Here is a 21,600-nt window from a genome sequence, read left to right as displayed (position 1 = left end):
TGATGATGAATGTGTTCCACTACCAATTAAACAAGTGATTATTAACCTAGAAAAATTTGTTAACTAAGTGGCTAACTTAAACTTGAAATTTACGAACTTTGTTAAACTGATAAAAGTACATAGTATTAAAAAAAAGACAAGTCTAATCAGAAAGGACTACATATATGAATGATAAGTTGTTCAAAAGAATTTTGATAGGTATCGGAAGTCTGGTTTTAATAGGATATGGACTGGTTTATTATTTCCACCTTGATGAACCAGTGTTTCTACAGCATGATTATGAGCTGCAGTTAACTGAAGAGGATGATCATAATGAAATTCCATTCAATCTAAATTATATAACCAATTCAGATGAGGAACGAGTAGTCATCGGGATCATGTTCCCGGAATATCCGGACTTATTTGTTCAGGCTTCGGAAAGTCATTTCACCAGACCAGACGGCTTTTACTGGGACCAGCCTTTTGACGATGGAGTTGGGACAGCATATGGACGCTACACCTTAAGAACCATTTATGTGAATATGCTGGACCTGGAGGGTGTCGATGATGTAAATGATTTTTCTTTAACGAAGGTCACACTTTATTTCAACGATTCTACGGAAATGACTGTGGATGTTGGAGAGGTTAGATTGTACACTGAAGAGGAAGATGATCAACTGATAGAGCAGCTATATGGAGACAGGTCCACTGACGGTAGGATAGAAGCAACCTATAGAATTTATGAGGACCTACTACTGTCGTCTCTAGAACAGGACCATGCTTTTTCAGATTCGACTACTCAAATCAAAATAAACGAAGTAGACTACAGCGATGCAGATGAGTTAAGACTTGATAAAAATGATATAGTGAGCATCAGTACAACAGGTGAACCGTCAGGCGATAGTATTGAAGACTTTAAGGTGTCTAATTACTTTCCTAAACTCACACTAACAACCACTGACGGGGATGAGATAAACCCTAGATTGCCGCATATTAATAGGCATGACCCTCGCTACAGTTTCAACACTATCTACAGGTATCTAAGAGCAAGGGGTGAGATTTAGATGGAAATAGCATTCAGGAAAATGTTCTGGGGACTGATTATTGCAACGTTCAGTATTAATTTTGGAATAATAACGATATTCCCTACATTTGTAGGCTGGATTATTGTATTAAGCGGGTTATCAGGTTTGATAGACGAATTTTCAGATAAGCAGTTTTTTACAGCTTCCTGCAGTGTAATAGCGCTTATTTTATTATCACTTGTTGAAGGGGTCTTATCTTTTTCTCAAGACCCCTCCTGGCTAACCGGTACAGCGTTTCTATTTTACCCGGTTATGATGTCGATAATCGAATTGACTGCCTTTCATAAAATAATAGAGGCATCAGCAGATCGCTTTAAAGTACATAATCAAGTTTCAAATAGTTTTAAATTCAATAGAAAAGACAGACTGTATCTTGTATTGATGGGTCTCTCAATGATACTTCTGACTGCTGCTTTAGTGGTAAATGATGAGACGCTGTTATTTTTCGGTCTAATTTCAACACTTATTCCTAGGGTGTACATATTAGGTGTACTCAGTGGATTAAGCAAAGAAAAGATAGATGTAAAATTAGAGGAAGCAACTTAACGGCATCAATAAAGCATAATGAAAAAATATCGATTTTGAATTTTATAAGTAAACACACCAATAGCCCACTACTACGAAGATATCATAGTAGTGGGCTATTGGTGTATGGTCTTTAAACAAGATAATTATGGAAGCAGGATGAGTACCATAAAATCTAAAAATCGATGTACCCGTAAGGATTCGAAACGATTCTTGGATTAGTTTTAATTTCTTCAATCAAGTCATGTCTATCTATCATTTCAAACATTTCGACTGCCAGGTTAAAATCGGACTCGGGTTCATCTTCCTGTCCTTCAGCGCTTTTACATAAGCCTTTGCGTACTATAGCAGCCCCCAGCATTATAGTATCGTACTCTTTTTTGCTTTCAGCTATCAAAATATCAATGTACTCCATCGCTTTGCTGTACATCTCATATTCGATAAGCAAACACGATAGATTAGATAAAAAGGATAGTCTGAGTTGTTTGGCTTCCCTAAAACAATAATAATTTTCTAGTTCTTTTAAAGCCATATCCACCAGTGAGATGGCTGTTTCGATATCAAATAAAAATATAATGCGATTAAGTAAATAAAGTTCGGACAAATAAAATTTATCTAATTTCTTTAAACGGGACCACGCTTTATCCGCGAAAGTTTTAGCTTTCTTGATGTCCTTATGCTCCAATAAAGCTTTATATGCCAGAACGATATTGAGTATATCCCTAGTGATATGATCTTCTCTTTCCTCTAGTAACGCCTCAGAAGCCTCTATCAGATTCTGCAGATAAGAAAGGGTAGGCCGTTGCTCCATTTCTTTAAACAGATAGAAGACTGTCTCTTTAGGGGTCAGACTATAGTCATTTAAGAAAAATGAGAATTCATTTGCATCCAGATCCATATAATCAAGAATTGCAAAAAACTTAACGATATTCGGGTTGATTTCATCGTGTTCCAGTTTGGTGTAGTTTGATCTTGACATGGTACTGTCGGCCACTTCTTGTTGAGTATAGTGTTTGTTTTCCCGTATTTTTTTTAAAGTGTGACCTAACTGATAATAATTTTCAGCCATTTCGAACCCTCCTTGAATGAATTTGGTTAAGATATGAACATATGTTAAGACTGTTAAAATTCTTTGGTAATATGTATTTAGTGCTTAGAAAGATTAGGCAGTTGATAAAGGCATTGATCATATAATGGAGTGGATGATATGGAGAAAAGTACTATACTAAGACCAACAGATGATACTCAGACATTATATAAATATGTCTTGGAAGGAAAAGAAACGACAGTAAGTCTATCTATAGAAGATGATTGTATTTTTAGTAACGCTGATGGGGAAATCGACTGTCCTTTAGATATGATACTAAGAAAAAACAAAATAGATGCTGAAGATTTAAAGAAATGGCAAATCGCAGATATCTCTTTTATCGAGATTAGCGGGAATGTTGAGAATCTATTGCGTAAAATCAACTGTGCTACGGTATTGAATATACTTAGAAGTTAACACAAATTGGTCAAGAAATAAATGGTTTTATAAGAATAACAACAACTTTAAATCAAAATACGTATGTTTATTTATAGTATCCAGCATCTTTTTTTGGCGCTGATTTGTACACTTTAATAAACGAAAAAGCACAGGCTATTGTCTGTGCTTTTTCGCTGCTTTATTTTTCCGATAAAATACTAGGCTGTGATGATGAGGGGCCCATCTTTTGTGACAATAATGGTGTGTTCATACTGAGCAACATAGCTTTCATCCGTCAGGAGAGTCCAGCCATCATCAGACTGGAACACTTCTTGTTCAAGTGTCGAGATAAAGGGTTCAAACGCAATGACCATTCCTTCTTTCATCTGAACATCATCCCACTTAGAGAAATAGTTAAAAATATGATCCGGTTTTTCATGGATCGACCGTCCGATACCGTGACCGGTCAAGTTTTTGATGACGGTTAACCCGTTTTCTTTCGCTACATCGTGAACGGCTTTTCCAAGTGCACTGGTATAGTTACCTGGCTTAACGTTCTCAAGACCAGCCTCAAATGCTTCTTTGACCACGTCACACACCGTTTTTAAAACGGGATTTCCTTTATCCACCACAAATGAAATGCCAGTGTCAGCGAAATACCCATTTTTAGAGGCCGATACGTCGATATTGATTAAGTCGCCTTCTTCTATCACACGGTCACTTGGGATGCCATGGGCAGCCTCTTCGTTGATGCTGATACAGGTGTGGCCAGGAAAATCGTAGACACTCTTAGGAGCAGATACCGCGCCGGCCTGATCAAATAACTCGCCAGCCAGTTCATCCAAGTCTTTTGTCGTCAGTCCTGGTTCGGTTTTTTCAACTAACTCATCTCGAATCGCACCGCAGATCTTACCAATTTCTATTAAGCCCTTAAAATCGTCTTCAGTTTTAGCAATCATTGTTTAGTCCTCACTTTTAAAGCAATTTGTTTGTCGTTTCTGTTTGATTTTAGCATGAATCTCATATAATTACCGACTTAATTTTTATCTACGGTCACTTCAAATGATTTAACATACACTGCATGACCTGATATGCTGACAGCGATGTGCTCATTGTTTTTTGAAACGCCTACATAGACTCGGCCATCTTTACCCATTTCCTGCCCCTGTTCAACTATAATCCTTTTTGTATTCTCAAAGTTTTCACTAATGAATTGTGCATAGTAGGCTCCCATCACTCCTGATGCCGTTCCGGTCACTGAATCTTCAACAGAACCTGTACCGGGTGAAGAAAAGTGCCGTCCATGCATATCACTTGATGAATGAACGGTCTCTAAACAGAAGGGATGAACAGAGGCGTCAGGGTAGTCTGACAGTAGAGCTGGAAAATCTTTATTAACCGGCTTCATCTTTTTAAAGGCACCCAGTCCATTAATGGGCACCAGCAAGGTCCAGGTCCCCGTACTTCCATACAAAATCGGAAGAGTGTGGTCTATATCAGATTCCTTAATGCCCATTGTATGAGTCAGCGTTTTTAATGAGCCCTTGAACGGTTTAAATCGGGGTGTGGCCTGACTCATTGTGACCAGTGTATCCGTGCCCGAAGAATTGAGTGAAACAGAAAGGATACCGGCTTTTGTTTCGATGGTCACTAGTTCCTTTTTATCTAAAAGGCCTCTAGTTTTCAAAGCATATAGAGCCGATATTGTTGCATGACCGCACAAATCCATTTCACGTTTAGGTGAAAAATAGCGGATTTTCAAATCAGCGGTATCTGATTTGAGAAGGAAAGCAACTTCGTTAAACCCAACTTTAAATGCGATAGTCTGCATTTCATCTTCTGTGAAATCATTGCCGTTAAGAATGATACCCGCTGGATTACCTTTGTTGGGTTCTCGGGTAAATGCATCATAGTGATAAATAGTCAGTGTTTTCAAACGCTCTCTCCTCGTCAGCTGCCGTGCTGTTCTAATAGATACACTGAGTGTAGCATAATCATTCAGGGATAGGAATATAGGGGAGATTAGGCCTTCAACGTCATAACCAATGTAGAAAACAGTTTACCTGAAATGGACGAGGGTAGCTGTTAGTAAACCTATTGACTGAACAGTTTAAAAAAATGTTCAGTGATCAGAAGAAATATGCTATTATTATAAAAGTATTAGAATTTGATTAACGGAGGAGAAAAGAAGTGGAAACGATAATGGAGTGGTTACTGGATGCAAACGATTTTGTAAACGACCTCGTTTGGGGATGGCCTTTTCTAATATTGATAGTCGGAACAGGTGTCTATCTGACGTTTAGAACACAGTTCATACCGTTTACGAAATTTGGTTACATAATTAAAAATACATTTTTGAAAATTTTTGTTAAAGAACAGGTGGGGGAAGGGGAAATCACCGCTTTTCAGGCTGTGTCTACTGCACTTGCTGCAACCGTTGGAACGGGTAATATTGCGGGTGTCGGAACTGCCATAGCTATTGGGGGACCGGGTGCTGTGTTCTGGATGTGGATCGCTGCCTTGTTTGGAATGGCGACTAAATATGGGGAAGTTGTACTAGCCATAGAGTACAGAGAAAAAACAGATGACGGTCGGTATGTCGGGGGACCGATGTACTACCTTGAAAAAGGCGCCAAAATGAAGTGGCTTGCTGTCTTGTTTGCGATTTTTGGTGCAGCAGCGACTTTTGGTATCGGGAATATGGTCCAGTCGAATTCTGTGGCCGATTCATTAAATACAACATTTGGCATCGAACCATGGATCACTGGAGTCGTATTAGCGGCATTAGTGGCATTAGTTATTGTGGGCGGAATCAAAAAAATAGGAAAAGTAACAGAAATTATCGTGCCATTCATGGCTATTATCTATATTGTGGGTGGGCTGATTATTATCATTGCCAATATTCAGCTGGTACCTCAAGCTTTCGGAATCATTTTCAGAGATGCCTTCACGGGTTCAGCAGCTGCCGGCGGATTTGTCGGATCTACACTGGCGCTGGGTGTTCGTTATGGTGTGGCTAGAGGGGTGTTTACCAATGAAGCAGGGCTCGGGAGTGCGCCGATCGCTCATGCAGCAGCGACAACTGATCATCCTGTTAGACAAGGCTTCTGGGGAGTTTTCGAAGTCTTTGCGGACACAATCGTCTTATGTACGATTACAGCTTTAGTCATCGTAATGACGGGTGCAGTGGATACTGGCCTGGACGGCGCAGCATTAACGACGTCAGCTTTCAATGAAGGGATCCCATTCGGTGGATACATCGTTACATTCGGTTTAGTTTTCTTTGCTTTTTCGACCTTGCTTGGATGGTCTTATTACGGGGAACGGTGTATGGAGTACTTGTTCGGACCTAAATCGATTGTGTTCTACCGTTTACTTTTTATTCCACTCGTCGTAGTGGGCGCTATCGGAGGATTAAGAGCGATCTGGGCATTAGCGGATACGCTGAATGGACTGATGGCACTACCTAACTTGATTGGACTGTTAATACTAAGTCCGGTCATTGTGAAGTCAACCCGCAATTATTTCGGTAATAACGGCATTTATGAAAGAGAAACACGTAAGTAGTAAAGATTAAACCACCAGCCCTTATGAGGTTCGGTGGTTTTTGTCGATCGGAGTAAAACTAAGGGGTTATAAGTCACTTTACTTTCACCTGTATTTCGATAACGGTATTGTCCTGATTTTTTTGAATCGAATCCAGAAGGACTTTTTCGTAGAAGAACCCCTCCAACTGTAACCCATTCTCCCTGCTATACTGCAGCAGTTTTTCATATGGAAGAAAAAGAGACTCTTCTGTTCCCTGATAGACCAGGCTCAAATACCGGCCAGCAGGTTTAAGGTGCCCACTTTCATCTGATACAGGTGCATCAGTATATAGGAAGTCATACTCTTCACTGAGCGGGTCCTCGATTTTCTTATCGGTGTGGATCATTGACCCGTATTCGTTATTTGGAAGAGTATAGCTGCTCTGCTCGTCAACAAGTTTATGTGCTTTATCAATTAGATTTAATAAAGACTGATCTTTTATAGGCTCACTGAGAATAAGGTAACTGTTCTCGAGGAAAATATCATTGATGGTCATATGAGACCGCTCAGCCGTTTCGATATAGGCGAGTTTTCGAGAGATGATATCTCTAATATTGTGCAGTTCAATAATCTTAGTGTCGACTTCTTGTTTTTTATTTTTTAGAGACAGCGTATAATCGTTGAAGCTGCCTGTGAGGATGGCTTTGATATCACTTAAAGGCATATCCAGCTCTCTGAGAGATAAGATGATGCTCAGGTCCATGATCTGTGAAAGGGCGTAATACCTGTACCCGTTTGACTCTCTCCGCTCAGGGGAAAACAGTCCTATATCATCATAATAATGAAGTGTCCGCTTGTTGATGGATACTAGAGCAGCGAGCTCAGACGTTTTAAGAAACCGTTTAGTCTTCATCTTCATCTTCCTTCCTTGACTTTACAGTTACTGTATACTTTATACTAAGAGTAGTCAATAGTTCTGATCAGATCAGTGAGGATACGAGAGGAGAATAAGAAATGCTAAAGATTGGCATCGTCTTGCTCGATAGAGGGAAAGAAAAAGAAAGTATGTCAATTGCCAGGAAAGTCTATCCCTATTTTAAAAAGGCAGGACGCAGAGCACGAGGAACAGAGTTTGAACTCATGAGAACAGTAGAGTATACAAAGGCGGGGGAAAGAGACGAAGAGTTAACTGATGAGGGACGCCGTAAGCTTGATGAGAAGGACGGGTTTATATTTGTAGTGCCTACATTTTCGGGTGATGTGCCGGATGATTACTGTGAGTTTTTCCAAAGCATGTCCGCTGAACTGCTGAATAAGAGCGCTTTGGTGGTCTGTTACGGTGAGGAAAGAGAGCGGAAAAATACGAAACAACGCATTAATGAAGTCTTGTTAAACTATGATGTTGGGCTTCCAACGTCAGATATCTTTCTTCCGGAATACGATTTTGTGGAATGGAAAATCAAGCAGGTCATAGATGATTATATTTCTTCCCGACTAAAAGACTATATCCTTTGGACAATGGGAATGAAGTACATGCGAAACTTGAAAGAACGTTTAGTCATGTAAAAGACGGATCGATTGTATCTCTATAGTGTCAACTGGCAGCAGAGGACATAATAACATCCTGAAAATATGCGTTTGGAGCTAGTTTAATTGAAAGTAGTTTCTTAACTAGTCTCAAAAGTGCTATTGAGACTAGTTGGTGTGACAATGGCTGAAGAACTAGTCTCAAAATAGTTATTGAGACTAGTTGCTGACAATATGAAGCGAGAACTGGTTCTAAAAAGACTATTGAGACCAGTTGGTGAGGCTATATAGAATAAACTAGTCACCAAACCCGTTTTGTGACCACTTCTCTATGCCACAACTGATTAACTAGTCACAAAACCACTATAGTGACTAGTTTACTAACCTTTGAGAAATGAACTAGTCTCAAAGAAAACAATCAGCTGCTCAAAACCTCAAACCCTAATGAACAGAGACAACTGAAAGGACAGAAGAGATTTTTAACAAAAATCTCACCTATTCAGTTAAAAATTCTCGAATAAAAAAGCACGCTTCCCATTCAACAGGTTAATCACCCGTTAAATTGAGGAGCGTGCTTTCTGCTGGATAGGACTATGCCAGCTTTTAGTCTAAATTAATTATTTTTGAATAATGTTGTGTTTTTGATATCCTCGACGGTCTGTGTGCCAGCCAGCTGCATGACTCGTTTCAAATCTTTGTCGAAGTAATCGAAGACGCTCTTGACACCTTTCCATCCACCCAGTGCAAGACCATAAAGGGCCGGGCGTCCAATAGCAACAACATCAGCGCCACTTGCAAGAGCTTTAAAGATGTGTTCACCGCGGCGGATACCGGAATCAAATACGATTGGTACGCGACCTTGTACGGCTTCGGCAATTACTTCTAATGTTTCGAATGAACCCGGCGCACCATCAAGTTGACGGCCTCCATGATTGGATACCCAGATGCCGGACGCCCCTGCTTCGATTGCAATGATCGCATCTTCTGGTGCCTGAATGCCTTTGACAAAAATAGGCAGACCAGAATAGTCAGACAGGAAAGTCACATCTTGCGGACTGATTTTTTGTTTTGATTGAGCATAGATGTTATTTAACGACATTTTTTCGCCGGTACCAGTCAGGTAACGTGACACGATCGGCATACCGAACGGGTAAACAAACTTGTTGCGGATGTCTTTTTCACGATTACCGGAAAGTGTCGAATCTGCAGTCAGGATGATAGCTGTAGCACCGTCTGCTTTTGCCTCGTCAACAATCGCTTTGTTGATTTCATCGTCTTTACTCATATAGATCTGGAACCAGCGTGGCGATCCATTTAAGCCTTCTTCGATTTCTTCAAATTTCGCACCGGAGTATGCGCTGATGGACATGATGGTTCCAAATTCAGCTACTCCTCTGGCTGTTCCGGCTTCTTTACTCTGATGAGCCAGTCCATGGGCAGCGATAGGAGCCATTATGAACGGTGCTCTGATGTCGTGGCCAAGTATTGACGTAGAGGAATCCGGGTGTTCGACGTCGGCCAGCACGCGTGGTAGGATGCCTTTGTAATTGAACGATTCGATATTTTTTCGTAAGGTGAACTCATCACCGGATCCACCCGACATATAGTGAAAGCCACCGTGCGGAACGATTTGACCTGCTCTTTCTTCGAGCTCAAGAGTATTGACGACTTCGATTTCCTTTACTTCAGATGGTGCATTGTAGTCCATAGTTTTAGTTTGTTGCATTGTAATTCCTCCATTAGTTTAGTTTTTTTATGTTAGTCGAACGCAAGTTTAGATAAGCTCAAAAAGTGAATCGGTTAAAAGAGAAGCTGTATGAGAAACAAGCCAAATGGTGCCAGAATGACGACTGCGATCCCTGTCAGGACAATTGAGAGTCCGGACATAGCACCCTGCACTTCACCCATTTCAATTGCTTTTGTAGTACCCATAGCGTGAGAACCAGAGCCCATCGCAACGCCTTGTGCAACTGGATCAGTAATCTTCAACCATTTGAAAATCGATGGTCCAACTACAGCGCCTAAGACACCAGTGAAGACGACAACGGCTACAGTGAGTGACGCAATTCCGCCTAGTGATTCAGACACGCCTAATGCAATGGCGGTGGTGACTGATTTAGGAAAAAGCGTAGCTGCCAGTTCTTCGTTAAATTGGAAAATCAGACTCAAGGCTACGATCAGAAGCGTATGAAAGACCACGCCAATGCCGATACCCGACAATATAGCTACTACGTTCGCACGTAGGTGTTCGATATTCTTCTTAAGCTTGATCGCTAGTGCTACCGTTGCGGGTGTGACCCATATGTTGATGTACTGCCCTCCAATAAAGTAGGTCTCGTAAGATATATCCATTAGAAGGAGCAGGACAATCGTCATGACTATGGCAAATACAAGGGGAGTAAAAATAGGTATCGGCCATTTCCGGTGAAGCTTCTGCCCTAAAAGATATAGAGCTACCGATAAAACGATTCCAAAAAATGGACTACTGGTTAATTCTCTAATCACTGATACGCTCTCCTTTCAATTCAATGGTGGATAGACCAGGCGCTTTACGGCCAACCTTGGATCTTTGAATAATGAACTGCACGATCAGACCGACCAGTCCGATCATGAGTGTCGTTGAAATAAAGATTACGAGCAGTAGTTGCCACCAGACTGAACTGATGATACCAAAGTTCGTCATCAAGCCGACACCAGCTGGAATGAATAGGATAGCCATATTACTAGTCAACCATTCACCGACTTCTTCGACCTGTTCCATCTTGACCCAGTTGAACTGCAGTGCCAGAAAAAGCAGCACCATACCGATCACGCTGCCGGGGACAGCAACTGGACTGAAATAGGAGATGACTTCTCCTAAAAAGGAGAACAGGAATATCCAGGATAACTGTTTGATTATGTTCATTTTATATCCTCTCTTTCTTTAATTACGTATTGATTGAGTCGACACTACATTTAGATGGGACAACTATCTAGCACGTATAAATGTAAGCGGCTACTTCATGTCTATAACTATAGCAACCGCTTCCAAGTTATGAAATACAGATTGTTTATGGTATTATAAATGATATTTATAAGCTCAAATGTTGTGATTTTACTCACTAGTTAGGAGAATAGAGGCACTATGAAATTACAGGATCTGGTTTATTTTAAACAACTTGCAGAGACACGCAGTTTTACAGAAACAGCTGAAGCTTTTTATATTTCTCAGCCGTCTATTTCAATTGCACTAAAACGTCTGGAAAGTGAATTTAACACAAGATTGATCACTCGTGATCGTTCGTCAAAAAGTGTTGAATTGACTAAATCGGGAGAATTATTATATAAAAATGCCATTGATATATTAAAATTGGTCGATCAGACTAAAAAAGATATTCATAATAGCGAAACGAAAGATGTGTATCTCGGTTTCTTACCGACGATCGGGGGTCACTTTCTGCCGGAACTGTTCACGGAACTAACCGCTTACATTGGAGCCCTTCGCTTTATAGAAGAAGAAAGTTCAGATGCTATGTTGGAATTAGTCAAATCCGGTCAGGTTTCAGCGGCTATTGTTGGGAGCGACGTGCCTCATGTGAGTGAGAAATGGCTGATCCAAATCCCAATTGCTGAAAGAGATATGCATGTGTGGGTATCACCTCAACATCCATTGGCTAAATACAAGCAAGTTAAGCCAGCCATGCTTGAAAGAACCAGTTTTGTGACACTGGCAAAAGGGTATACACATCAACGGATATTTGAGAAATGGGCAGATGATCATGCGATAGATGTATCAGGTATTCATTACACCAACGAAATTCAGACAGCTAATTCAATGATTGCTTCTGGGATGACGGCTGGGCTTATGATTGATCTGCTTGTTTCAGATAGAAGAGGTCTGGTCAAAATTCCTCTCAAAAACCCGCCGAAATTCTACATTAGTCTTATTATTAACGACCGGGTCGATATTACCCCCTTTCAAAAACAGTTTAACCACTCTCTGATCAAAGCGGTGCAGGACAAGTTCGGTTCAGACTGAAAAACGGTTTACTGGGTATTTTATGTGCGATTATAGGAAGAACTGTCCCTTTATTCAGACAGTTCTTCTGTTTTATCGTGTCAAGAATGGCAGTTAACCATTAAATAAAAAATAAAATAAAAGACTTGCATTTCCATCGCTTTACATGTAAAGTGATAATAGTGAAAGGGATGGTTGCTTTGAAGAAAAATACATTAGCCTCACTCATTTGGGTACGCATGATACGTTTCACCCATCAAAGTACGGTATTATCAAATGACTTTTTAAAACAATATGATATTACAGCCGCCCAATTCGACGTGTTGAATCAGATTGGGACATACCAGCCGATCTCGCAAAGCGAACTGGCTGAAAGAGTGACAATCTCTGCCGGTGGAATCTCCCGAATGCTCAGTCGACTGGAACGGGAAGGATACATTGCGCGCAGCATAGAGTGGAAGGTAAAATGGATCAGCCTTACTGAAAAGGGTAGAACCAAACTTGACGAAGTGTTTGAACACCAATTACAATTTCAAACCTCGCTGATTGAATCCTGTTTATCGAAAGAAGAACAAAAATCACTTTACCGTCTAATGACTAAAGTACAAAAACAAACAGAAAAGCAGTTAAATAATTAATGAATTTTTTTATTGTATCACTTGACTAATCAATCGAAAGAATTGAAGGAGGCTATTAAATGTCAACTATATTAGGCCACCACCACAGCTCCATGCTGGTGAAAAATGCAAAAGAAACTAATCGTTTTTATACAGAGGTTCTGGGGCTGCGTCGTGTTAAAAAGACAGTGAATCAGGATGACCCCTCAATGTATCACTTGTTTTATGGAGATAAAACAGGGAGTCCGGGAACGGGACTGACATTTTTTGAAATGCCCAGTATTGGACGGACCCATAAAGGCACTAACGCCATCACTCGTATCGGGTTGATGGTACCAACGGAAGAGAGTTTATATTACTGGAAAACACGATTTGAAGAGAAGGGTGTCTATCATGGCAGCCTGACGACTTATGCAAACAGACAGGCTTTGAAGTTTGAGGATTCTGATGGGCTTCAACTTGTGCTGCTGGCTTCAGAAGGTGAAAGACCAGAGAAATGGGAGAGTTACGAGCAGTCTGACGTGCCTTTAGAGCATCAGATACTCGCAATGGGACCAATCGAAATAACCGTACGAGACAGTGATGATTTCAAGAAGACACTGACTGAACTCCTTCATTACACACAAGTCTACACTGATCATGAGATGAGTCTATTTCAGACGGAAAAGAAAGACAGCTTTGGGGAGATTCTGGTCAAGCAACTGGATGGACCGGACGAAAAACCAGGCAGAGGAAGTGTCCATCACTTGGCTATAAGAGTTGAGGATGCATCGGAGCTTGAACACTGGAATAATGTGGCGAGTGAGAACAGATTCAGTACATCGGGGGTCGTTGACCGTTATTACTTCCAGAGCCTGTATTTCCGTGAATCAAATGGCATTTTATTTGAAGTGGCAACAGACGGCCCAGGCTTTACAGCAGATCAGGACCCAGATCATTTAGGTGAAACACTTGCGTTGCCTCCGTTTCTGGAACACAGACGTGATGAAATTGAATATCAGTTAACCCCAATAGACTAATATAATAAATAGAACAGGAGAATGAATGATGACAAATACTCAATTAAAAATAGGAATTATTTTAGGCAGTACACGAGATGGACGAGTCAGTCCTCAGGTAGGCGAATGGATCAAAACGGTAGCAGACGAACGTGGAGATGCTCGGTATGAAATCGTGGACATTTCAGAGTATAACTTACCTTTCGTCGGCACGACCGACGGAACGGATCCGGGAATCGTTGCCTGGAATGACAAAATCAATGAGCTGGACGGATTTGTGTTTATCGCTCAAGAATATAATCACAGCATGACGGGAGCTCTGAAAAATGCGATCGACCACCTGCGGGAAGCATGGCATGACAAGGCCGCCGGGATCGTCAGCTATGGATCAACTGGTGGGGCACGGGCAGCTGAACACCTCCGTGGAGTCTTAGCGGAACTTAAGATAGCCGATGTACGCATACACCCGACCTTTTCTTTATTCACTGATTTTGAGAACTTCACGACCTTTAAACCAGCTGAACTGCATCTAGTCAATGTCAATGGCATGCTGGATCAGGTCATTCAATGGGGGACTGCCTTGAGACCTCTACGTATCAGCGAATAGAATAATAAAGTCAGAAAACCACTGCCTGTAAACAATTTGTTCTGGGGCAGTGGTTTTTGGTGTGTAAATAACCTTAGAGGGCTAAGACAAGAACAGTCTTTATTGAGGAAAAATAAATATGAAAAAATAATTAGACTATTAAACGCTTACGAATCCATGAGCTAGTTCGGATACTTATAAAGAGCTAGATGGGAGACTTAAGTTTCAAATTTACCCTTGTAACTCCCTGTTTTAGCACGGTATAGTATTATTAGATTATAATGAGAATCGTTAAGGGGAGACTATATGCGTTCGTTTTTAGACAGTTTTATGGAACAATTTATGGCAATCAATGATGTGGTGAATGAACTAGTATGGGGATGGCCGCTCCTGATATTGATTGTTGGAACAGGATTATATTTAACAGTTAAGACTAATTTCCTGTCATTTGCAAAATTCGGTTATACGATGAAACAGACATTCTTCAAAATGTTTTCTAAAGAACAGGTTGGAGAAGGAGAAGTCTCTGCTTTTGAAGCAGTATCAACGGCTTTAGCTGCCGCAGTCGGGACAGGAAATATTGCCGGAGTCGGAACAGCAATTGCCATTGGAGGGCCAGGAGCTGTATTTTGGATGTGGCTTGCTGCACTCGTTGGAATGGCGACTAAATACGCGGAAGTCGTGTTATCTATTGAATACCGTGAAAAAACAGAAGACGGCCGTTATGTTGGAGGACCGATGTATTATCTGGATAAAGGAGCCAATAAGAAGTGGCTGGCTATATTATTCGCTGTTTTTGGCACCACGGCAACCTTTGGGATCGGGAACATGGTGCAGTCGAATTCAGTCGCAGATTCGCTGGAAACGACCTTTAATATTGAACCGTGGATAACAGGTGTCGTGCTCGCTGTTGCCGTTGGACTGGTGACACTTGGCGGCATTAAAAAAATCGGAAAAGTCACATCATATCTGGTTCCTTTCATGGCAGCCGTTTATATTGTTGGGGGAATGGCGATCATCATCCTCAATATCGAGCTGGTACCGGCCGCATTCGGAATCATTTTCCGTAATGCGTTCACAGGAACAGCCGCAGTCGGTGGATTTGTAGGATCGACCTTTACCATGGCAATTCGGTTCGGTATCGCCAGAGGAGTTTTCACAAATGAAGCGGGTCTTGGGAGTGCACCCATTGCCCATGCTGCAGCCACTACAGATCACCCGGTACGTCAAGGACTATGGGGAATATTTGAAGTGTTCGCAGACACACTCGTTTTATGTACGATCACAGCTTTAGTCATTGTTATGACAGGCGCATGGGACACGGGTCTTGATGGAGCTGCATTAACGACCGTTGCCTTTGATGAAGGCATGGCTTTTGGTGGATATATCGTCACCTTTGGATTAGTTTTCTTTGCCTTCTCAACACTTCTGGGCTGGTCCTATTATGGTGAGCGATGTATGGAATACCTGTTTGGACCAAAATCGATCATTTTTTATCGCTTACTGTTCATTCCACTAATCGTAGTGGGAGCAGTCGGAGGACTTCGTGCGATTTGGGCATTAGCTGATACGCTGAATGGATTGATGGCTATTCCCAACTTGATCGGACTATTGATTCTAAGTCCAGTCGTTGTCAGACTGACAAAGAATTACTTTGGAAAAGATGGGATTTATCAGAAGGAAAAGTAAAGCCAAATAGAATTATCTTAACGGGGATCTCTTTACAGGAGATCCTCTTTTTTTGGTTTCAAAAAGAGATAACAAACTGTTTTTCTCATGTAAACGGTTCAAAATTAGTGAATTCCAATTTAACTCTTAAAGAGAACGTTAACATTAAAATAATACTAAAAGACTGTTGCATATGCCTTCTATCCTCTGTATACTTTTCTCTTGTGCGCTAGAGAGATTAATTAGGAGTGTTAAATTTGGAAAAAGAACAAGTAATATCATATAAAGAAATAACAGCTAATCCAGCTCCCCTTGGATTGATAGCTTTTGGGATGACAACAGTCCTTTTGAATATTCATAATGCTGGTTTCTTCGGACTCGATGCAATGATTTTAGCAATGGGGATTTTCTTCGGTGGATCAGCTCAAGTTATCGCGGGAATAATGGAATTCAAGAAAAACAATACTTTCGGAACGACAGCCTTTACGTCTTATGGCTTCTTCTGGCTCTCGCTGGTTGGTTTGAACATGTTACCTCTTATGGGACTAGGCGAAGCACCTAATGCATTATCAATGGCAGCTTTCCTGTTCATGTGGGGACTGTTTACACTATTCATGTTCGTAGGGACTTTACGCATCAACAGAGCCTTGCAGGTAGTATTCGGCTCATTAACAATATTGTTTTTCCTGTTAGCTGTTGGTAACTTCACAGGTTCTGCACTGATTTTAACTATTGCAGGATATGAAGGAATCTTCTGCGGCTTATCAGCTATGTACGCAGCTATGGCTCAGGTCTTAAATGAAGTCTACGGCAAAACCATTCTTCCAATCGGAGAATACAGTGCCGACAAAGCATCTAACAAAGAAAAAAGCAGAGATAAATCTTTTGTATATAATGAAGGATAAGACTTGATCAAAATAATTTTTAATATTAAGAGAAGCTTGTATAAGACATACATGCTTCTTTTTTTGTGCAAAAATGTGATTAATTTTCGAACAGTTATTACAATAACAATTTATTAATGATATATTAATGATTAATATTAACTTGTTGTATTTTAATCATTAACATACGATTAATCGTTAATTCTATTAACTTAATAATCAATGCCATCTTAAATTTAAAAGGCTCTAATAATGAAAATTCCTGGACAACTTGCATAAATAACGAATCAATGAACTTGATTATCAAGGAGGAGCATAATGAAGGCCTACATACTCTATGAATTAAATCTATTTATAAAAAATCCCAAAAATAAACTTATGTTCTTGATGTTATCCACATTTTTGCTGATCATCGGGTTTTTTATATTTTTTAGAGATACTGGCAATATCGAGCATACCCAATACAGACAAATGAATCTTAACCGGATCGCCATCAGTACTATATCTGAGAACATAGGAGATAATCCTGAACAGTCAGAACTGTATGGAAAACTTTATGATCAGCAGCAGCTGGTAGCCAGTCAGGATGTCGCTATCCGATTTGAGGAAGACAGCTGGTTTGTCGATTCAGGCTTGGATTTAGCGCAACTTCAAATAGACATGCATAATTCTAATGGTCTGGACAATTTGGATGATGAGTTGAGAGTGATCGTCCCTTCCTTGCATCAGGCGGAAACTAATCAGGCTTTTTTGGCTTACATGGATGAAGAGTCCTTTCCATTGCTTAGAAATAGGGAACATGCAGCGGGCTTTCTCATTACTTTTTTTGATTCTTTTGGTGTATCTTCGTTTGTCTTTCTGCTGCTGTTCACCTGCAGCATCCTCAGTACTGACCGGGTTCACAAATCGATGGTTGAGGGCTACCCCTTATCGTACGAACAAAAAACGGCTAGTAAAGTCATGATTTATACAATTGCATGTTTTGTGACTATGGTTCTTCTAACTGTATCGTTTACAGGAATCATTGGGGTAATATCTGGGGCAGGGCCCTTAGATTATCCTATGGTCATGTATCAAACCAATCAGTACAGGGCTGTGCCGCTTTCATCCTATACCCTAAGGTACGGTTTCTACATACTGGTTTTGGCCATGCATGTCAGTACACTAAGTGCGCTGCTCAATACACTGACCAAAAATATGTATGCTACTTTATTTTCTGGTCTGATACTGTTTGTCATACCTTTTCTAGTGCAGGTTGAAAATCCCTTATGGAGATGGATCCCCCTACACTACTATCAGGTGTCCAGTGTGCTGTCAGGTGAATCTGCTTATCTGACAGGACAGTCACAAATGGCATACGGATATGGCATTGTAGTGTTACTTTTATGGAGTGCTGTCTTTGCAGCAATCATTTATCTTTATGGACAACTAGTTAGTATAGATAACGATAATGACTCGAGAAATCTGGCAAGGTACTCAGGTTAAGGAGGAAAAAATGTTAGAGATAAAAGGCGTCAGTCAATCCTTTGGAGATCACACGGTTCTCGATGATATCAATCTGACAATCAGAGGGGGAGAAATCGTTGGTCTGGTCGCACCCAATGGAACTGGAAAAACAACTTTACTTAATATTGTTATGAACTTTTTAAAGCCTGATGAGGGGAAGATCACTTACAAACAAAAGATGGATTATTCTTCGAAGAGAAAAGAAATTCAAATGCGGAGGCACTTGTCTTTTCTTCCGGAAATCGATGATCTTTACCAGGAACTCACGGGTCTTGAACACATAAACTATTATGGTCGATTATGGCAGCAGACAACCAGAGAAGTGGAGCAGATCATAGAGCGACTTCACATGACCCACTATGTAAAAAATCCCGTCAAAACGTATTCTTTAGGTATGCGCCAAAGGCTTTGCTTTGCGATGATGCTGGCGGCCGATACAGAGGTAATGCTTATGGATGAGGTCATGAACGGATTGGATCCGGATAATGTCGATTTACTGACAGCTGAACTGATCAATTTGAAAGAGCGTGGGAAAATAATTATGATTGCCTCTCATTTACTTAATAATCTGGATCTCTATTCTGACAGAGTGCTGTTTCTAAAAGATGGACGAGTGGTACTGGAATCTGTGCATGAGTCACAAGAGTGCGATTCTTATATCAAAGTTACCGTTCCTTCCCATGCTATTGAACAGTTAAAAACTGAAAAACCTTTTCCAGAAGGAAGCAGATATATGTCTCATAGGCTGTTATGTATTCCCTTAAATGGGATGCAGCCTGATCAGGTCGGAGACTGGGTCAGTTTTCTCTATAAAAAAGGCTATAGAGATACCACTATTGGCGAAATTGGGTCAAGCGAGTGGTACAGCGAACTTTATAACAATAAATGAGAAGGAGACAATCATGGTCGCACAGTTTACATTTGAATGGCTGCTTTTCACACGAAACATCAAAAACCGCCTGATTTTTATTATTTTTCTAATTGCGGCTGTGTATTACGGACTAGTGATTGCTCCTGATTTCCAGCCACTTTATTCCTTTGCTGACGAAGATACTATTTCCGAACGCATTGATGATCAGCAGTACCTGCTTGAAATCTATCCGGAGCGCCCGTATACAGTAGAAAGTGCCTATAATATCATTGAGCAAAGTGAAATACAACGGGAGGCGCTGATAGAGGAGGATTGGGAAACCTATTTCCAGTCTACACAGCAGGTGAATAATGAAATCCATCTGGCACGTTATGGCTATTCTGTCGATCCCCGCTTTTTTGACATAAATGAACCTTACCCTGGACAAGCAGCTGCTTTTTGGAGGGGCTATACAAATGTGAGATATACCGGCTACTGGGAGGAAGGGTTAGAAGACATCACCCCTTCATTAGTGGAAGAACGAACGGTCCTGCAAACCATCCAGCGGCTCCTGCAGGACAATTTACCTGTTATCCTGCTTATCCTGCTCGTGCTGCTTACAATAGATATATACACCAGGGACAAAGGACACACGACAGTATTTAACAGTAAGCCATTGTCTTTCGGGAAGGTATTGTGGATCAAAACACTTGTCGTCATGATCGGATTTATACTCATACTGCTTACCGGATTTATTGCGCTCTTAATCACTATCGGTCCAAGATATGGGCTCGGCTCGTTTTCTATTCCCATTCCTGTTTTCGAATTTACCATTTATGGTGGGGAATTTGAGCGAATCTCTATAGGAAGCTGGCTTCTACAGGCAATTGTCTTGCTGGTGATGAGCGGGTTGGGGCTTGTACGATTAATTTTATGGTTCAGTATACTGATTAAACAGGAACTGTTTAATTTAGTCGCAGGTGTATCGGTCTTGTTTGCTGAATCGCTTTATTATTCCAGGGGAATCGGGTTTTTCAGTAACATTGGATTGCTGCCGCCTACATTTTTGTCTGTCGGATCTGTTATGATGGGCTATCACAACTTTTTATATAATTCCGGGGATATTCATTTTATGAATGGAGTTATCTCTCTGGGCATTACCATCCTTGTCATTGAGATTCTGATTTATCTGACCACCCGGTTTAGAGTGTTCAGGAGAATCTGAAAATTAATCAATCTAGATCAATTAATTTTTAGGGAGGGTACTGTAATGAAATATATAGGACTAGTCGTTCTGATGGGACTACCTGCGTCTGGATGCGCAAGAAGTGGGCCTCAGAATGCGTATGAAGAAATCAGAGAATCACGTGACCAATGGGCAGAAATCGACAGGCGCGTAGAGGAAAAAAGAGAAGAGTATAGCTCGGAATTTGGTGAAATCACCTTTAGTGGGGATCCGGATGAGTTAACAGATGTGGTTTTAAGTATTACTTCCGGGCTTAGGGTAGCCAATATGCCGTTCTTCTATTATTTTTATGAAGAAGGGGATCAGATTCAGTTAGATGTAGAATTATATGAAGAAGGGGAAGATGGATATATCTCATGGGATGAAATCCAGGAATCTCTGGTAGTAGACGATATAGAGTTTGAAGACGGGACGTATACCGTGACTGCAGAGGAATACACGTTCAAACTCCACATGTTCCAAGACTCTGTCAGACGACTGAGGGACGACAGTGGAGAAATGCTGATGCCTTCTTATTATGTTCCCGAAGAACTGAAAGAACAGTGGCGTGATGAAGCTACGGAAGAAGTCGAAAGTTCTGACTAGAGGAGGTCAAAATGACTTGGACACTAAACGATATATCCGTTAACTTGAATGTTATGTTTTTTCTTATGTATTATTTAGTTTTGATTATACACGAGCTTGGACATGTGGTTGCTACAAAACTGATAAAAGGAACCATACAGGAAATACATTTTGGTGAAGGTGAAAAATGGTTTGATTTTTATGTTTTAAAAATCAATAGATGGGTATTCATTCCTACTGGAAAAGTATACTCTGACTATGACAGGACTTCTTGGAACAGGCTGTTTGTCTTTTCAGGAGGAAATATATTTCTTCTGCTAATCTGTGCAGCTGTAAACCTAGCTTTTTCACGGTACTCGTTACAGGAACTGATTCAATTTAACATTTCAACTGCCTATATGGTGTTTATCACCATGCTGCCAGTCAACTATTCTAATGGGGTGAAAAGCGATGGATTGCAGATAGTAAACTTAATTAAAGAAATAAAGAAGAGCAGGTCAATCGAGTAGGAAGTTGAGTAAGTGGCTAATCTGGAAGCCTTTTATTTTCTTGTTTCTATATAAAGGATCCTCTGT

23 protein-coding genes are annotated in these 21,600 nt (G+C 40.7%); 16 read left to right on the top strand and 7 right to left on the bottom strand.

The window, feature by feature from the left end; translation table 11 throughout:
- The first annotated feature begins 164 nt into the window (after positions 1–164).
- Both CLV38_RS10195 and CLV38_RS10190 read left to right on the top strand, forming a co-directional pair.
- Positions 165–1,043: a hypothetical protein gene (locus CLV38_RS10195; RefSeq protein ID WP_106195099.1), complete on the top strand. Its 879-nt coding sequence runs from the start codon at positions 165–167 to the stop codon at positions 1,041–1,043.
- Positions 1,044–1,610 (top strand): hypothetical protein, encoded by a 567-nt coding sequence (locus tag CLV38_RS10190; protein ID WP_106195096.1) that lies wholly within the window; start codon positions 1,044–1,046, stop codon positions 1,608–1,610.
- A gap of 154 nt (positions 1,611–1,764) precedes the next feature.
- Here CLV38_RS10190 and CLV38_RS10185 read toward each other — a convergent pair whose 3' ends face one another.
- Complete coding sequence (locus tag CLV38_RS10185; RefSeq protein ID WP_106195093.1) at positions 1,765–2,658, bottom strand: helix-turn-helix domain-containing protein; 894 nt, start codon at positions 2,656–2,658, stop codon at positions 1,765–1,767.
- Positions 2,659–2,796: 138 nt separating this feature from the next.
- Between CLV38_RS10185 and CLV38_RS10180 the strand changes: the two genes are divergently transcribed.
- Positions 2,797–3,093, top strand: a complete 297-nt coding sequence (locus CLV38_RS10180) for a hypothetical protein (RefSeq protein ID WP_106195090.1) — start codon at positions 2,797–2,799, stop codon at positions 3,091–3,093.
- A gap of 179 nt (positions 3,094–3,272) precedes the next feature.
- Here CLV38_RS10180 and map read toward each other — a convergent pair whose 3' ends face one another.
- Together map and CLV38_RS10170 are read right to left on the bottom strand one after the other, a co-directional pair.
- Complete coding sequence (gene map / locus CLV38_RS10175) at positions 3,273–4,013, bottom strand: type I methionyl aminopeptidase (protein ID WP_106195087.1); 741 nt, start codon at positions 4,011–4,013, stop codon at positions 3,273–3,275.
- A gap of 77 nt (positions 4,014–4,090) precedes the next feature.
- Positions 4,091–4,990 (bottom strand): PhzF family phenazine biosynthesis isomerase, encoded by a 900-nt coding sequence (locus CLV38_RS10170; RefSeq protein ID WP_106195084.1) that lies wholly within the window; start codon positions 4,988–4,990, stop codon positions 4,091–4,093.
- Positions 4,991–5,256: 266 nt separating this feature from the next.
- On the opposite strand from CLV38_RS10170, the gene CLV38_RS10165 reads away from it, so the two are divergent.
- A complete protein-coding gene (locus CLV38_RS10165) occupies positions 5,257–6,621 on the top strand; it encodes an alanine/glycine:cation symporter family protein (protein ID WP_106195110.1) in 1,365 nt (454 codons plus the stop codon).
- A gap of 73 nt (positions 6,622–6,694) precedes the next feature.
- Here the strand turns inward: CLV38_RS10165 and CLV38_RS10160 are convergent, their stop codons facing one another.
- On the bottom strand, positions 6,695–7,495 hold the full coding sequence (locus tag CLV38_RS10160) for a MerR family transcriptional regulator (protein ID WP_170068879.1): 801 nt from the start codon (positions 7,493–7,495) through the stop codon (positions 6,695–6,697).
- 101 nt (positions 7,496–7,596) lie between these two features.
- Between CLV38_RS10160 and CLV38_RS10155 the strand changes: the two genes are divergently transcribed.
- A complete protein-coding gene (locus tag CLV38_RS10155; RefSeq protein ID WP_106195078.1) occupies positions 7,597–8,148 on the top strand; it encodes a hypothetical protein in 552 nt (183 codons plus the stop codon).
- A 574-nt stretch (positions 8,149–8,722) separates the two neighbouring features.
- Here CLV38_RS10155 and CLV38_RS10150 read toward each other — a convergent pair.
- From CLV38_RS10150 to CLV38_RS10140, 3 genes are all read right to left on the bottom strand, one after another.
- Positions 8,723–9,835 (bottom strand): alpha-hydroxy-acid oxidizing protein, encoded by a 1,113-nt coding sequence (locus tag CLV38_RS10150; protein WP_106195075.1) that lies wholly within the window; start codon positions 9,833–9,835, stop codon positions 8,723–8,725.
- Positions 9,836–9,909: 74 nt separating this feature from the next.
- Complete coding sequence (locus CLV38_RS10145; RefSeq protein WP_106195072.1) at positions 9,910–10,614, bottom strand: LrgB family protein; 705 nt, start codon at positions 10,612–10,614, stop codon at positions 9,910–9,912.
- Positions 10,607–11,014 (bottom strand): CidA/LrgA family protein, encoded by a 408-nt coding sequence (locus CLV38_RS10140; protein WP_106195070.1) that lies wholly within the window; start codon positions 11,012–11,014, stop codon positions 10,607–10,609. Before CLV38_RS10140 ends, CLV38_RS10145 begins: the two co-directional genes overlap by 8 nt.
- A gap of 219 nt (positions 11,015–11,233) precedes the next feature.
- On the opposite strand from CLV38_RS10140, the gene CLV38_RS10135 reads away from it, so the two are divergent.
- From CLV38_RS10135 to CLV38_RS10085, 11 genes are all read left to right on the top strand, one after another.
- Positions 11,234–12,127: a LysR family transcriptional regulator gene (locus tag CLV38_RS10135; protein ID WP_106195067.1), complete on the top strand. Its 894-nt coding sequence runs from the start codon at positions 11,234–11,236 to the stop codon at positions 12,125–12,127.
- A 179-nt stretch (positions 12,128–12,306) separates the two neighbouring features.
- Positions 12,307–12,744: a MarR family winged helix-turn-helix transcriptional regulator gene (locus CLV38_RS10130; RefSeq protein WP_106195065.1), complete on the top strand. Its 438-nt coding sequence runs from the start codon at positions 12,307–12,309 to the stop codon at positions 12,742–12,744.
- 59 nt (positions 12,745–12,803) lie between these two features.
- The gene (locus tag CLV38_RS10125; RefSeq protein WP_106195062.1) at positions 12,804–13,742 is read left to right on the top strand and encodes a ring-cleaving dioxygenase; all 939 of its coding nucleotides are present in this window, start codon (positions 12,804–12,806) and stop codon (positions 13,740–13,742) included.
- A gap of 28 nt (positions 13,743–13,770) precedes the next feature.
- Positions 13,771–14,328, top strand: coding sequence for an NADPH-dependent FMN reductase (locus CLV38_RS10120; protein WP_106195059.1), 558 nt, complete (start codon positions 13,771–13,773; stop codon positions 14,326–14,328).
- Positions 14,329–14,613: 285 nt separating this feature from the next.
- Positions 14,614–15,996, top strand: coding sequence for an alanine/glycine:cation symporter family protein (locus CLV38_RS10115; RefSeq protein ID WP_245920579.1), 1,383 nt, complete (start codon positions 14,614–14,616; stop codon positions 15,994–15,996).
- Between the two features lie 236 nt (positions 15,997–16,232).
- Positions 16,233–16,880 carry an acetate uptake transporter gene (locus CLV38_RS10110; protein WP_106195056.1) on the top strand — a complete coding sequence of 216 codons (648 nt, stop codon included), beginning with the start codon at positions 16,233–16,235 and terminating at the stop codon, positions 16,878–16,880.
- Between the two features lie 297 nt (positions 16,881–17,177).
- The gene (locus CLV38_RS10105; RefSeq protein WP_106195053.1) at positions 17,178–18,344 is read left to right on the top strand and encodes a hypothetical protein; all 1,167 of its coding nucleotides are present in this window, start codon (positions 17,178–17,180) and stop codon (positions 18,342–18,344) included.
- Between the two features lie 10 nt (positions 18,345–18,354).
- The gene (locus CLV38_RS10100) at positions 18,355–19,254 is read left to right on the top strand and encodes an ABC transporter ATP-binding protein (protein ID WP_170068878.1); all 900 of its coding nucleotides are present in this window, start codon (positions 18,355–18,357) and stop codon (positions 19,252–19,254) included.
- Between the two features lie 13 nt (positions 19,255–19,267).
- Positions 19,268–20,440, top strand: coding sequence for a hypothetical protein (locus CLV38_RS10095; protein WP_106195047.1), 1,173 nt, complete (start codon positions 19,268–19,270; stop codon positions 20,438–20,440).
- Between the two features lie 45 nt (positions 20,441–20,485).
- Positions 20,486–21,046 carry a hypothetical protein gene (locus CLV38_RS10090; protein ID WP_106195044.1) on the top strand — a complete coding sequence of 187 codons (561 nt, stop codon included), beginning with the start codon at positions 20,486–20,488 and terminating at the stop codon, positions 21,044–21,046.
- A gap of 11 nt (positions 21,047–21,057) precedes the next feature.
- On the top strand, positions 21,058–21,534 hold the full coding sequence (locus tag CLV38_RS10085) for a site-2 protease family protein (RefSeq protein WP_106195041.1): 477 nt from the start codon (positions 21,058–21,060) through the stop codon (positions 21,532–21,534).
- Positions 21,535–21,600: the final 66 nt, after the last annotated feature.

It is taken from the genome of Alkalibacterium olivapovliticus (genome assembly GCF_003003275.1).
GTDB lineage: Bacteria > Bacillota > Bacilli > Lactobacillales > Carnobacteriaceae_A > Alkalibacterium > Alkalibacterium olivapovliticum.
The sequence above is the reverse complement of the archived record's forward strand: the minus strand, read 5'-3'. Positions and strand labels throughout refer to the sequence as shown.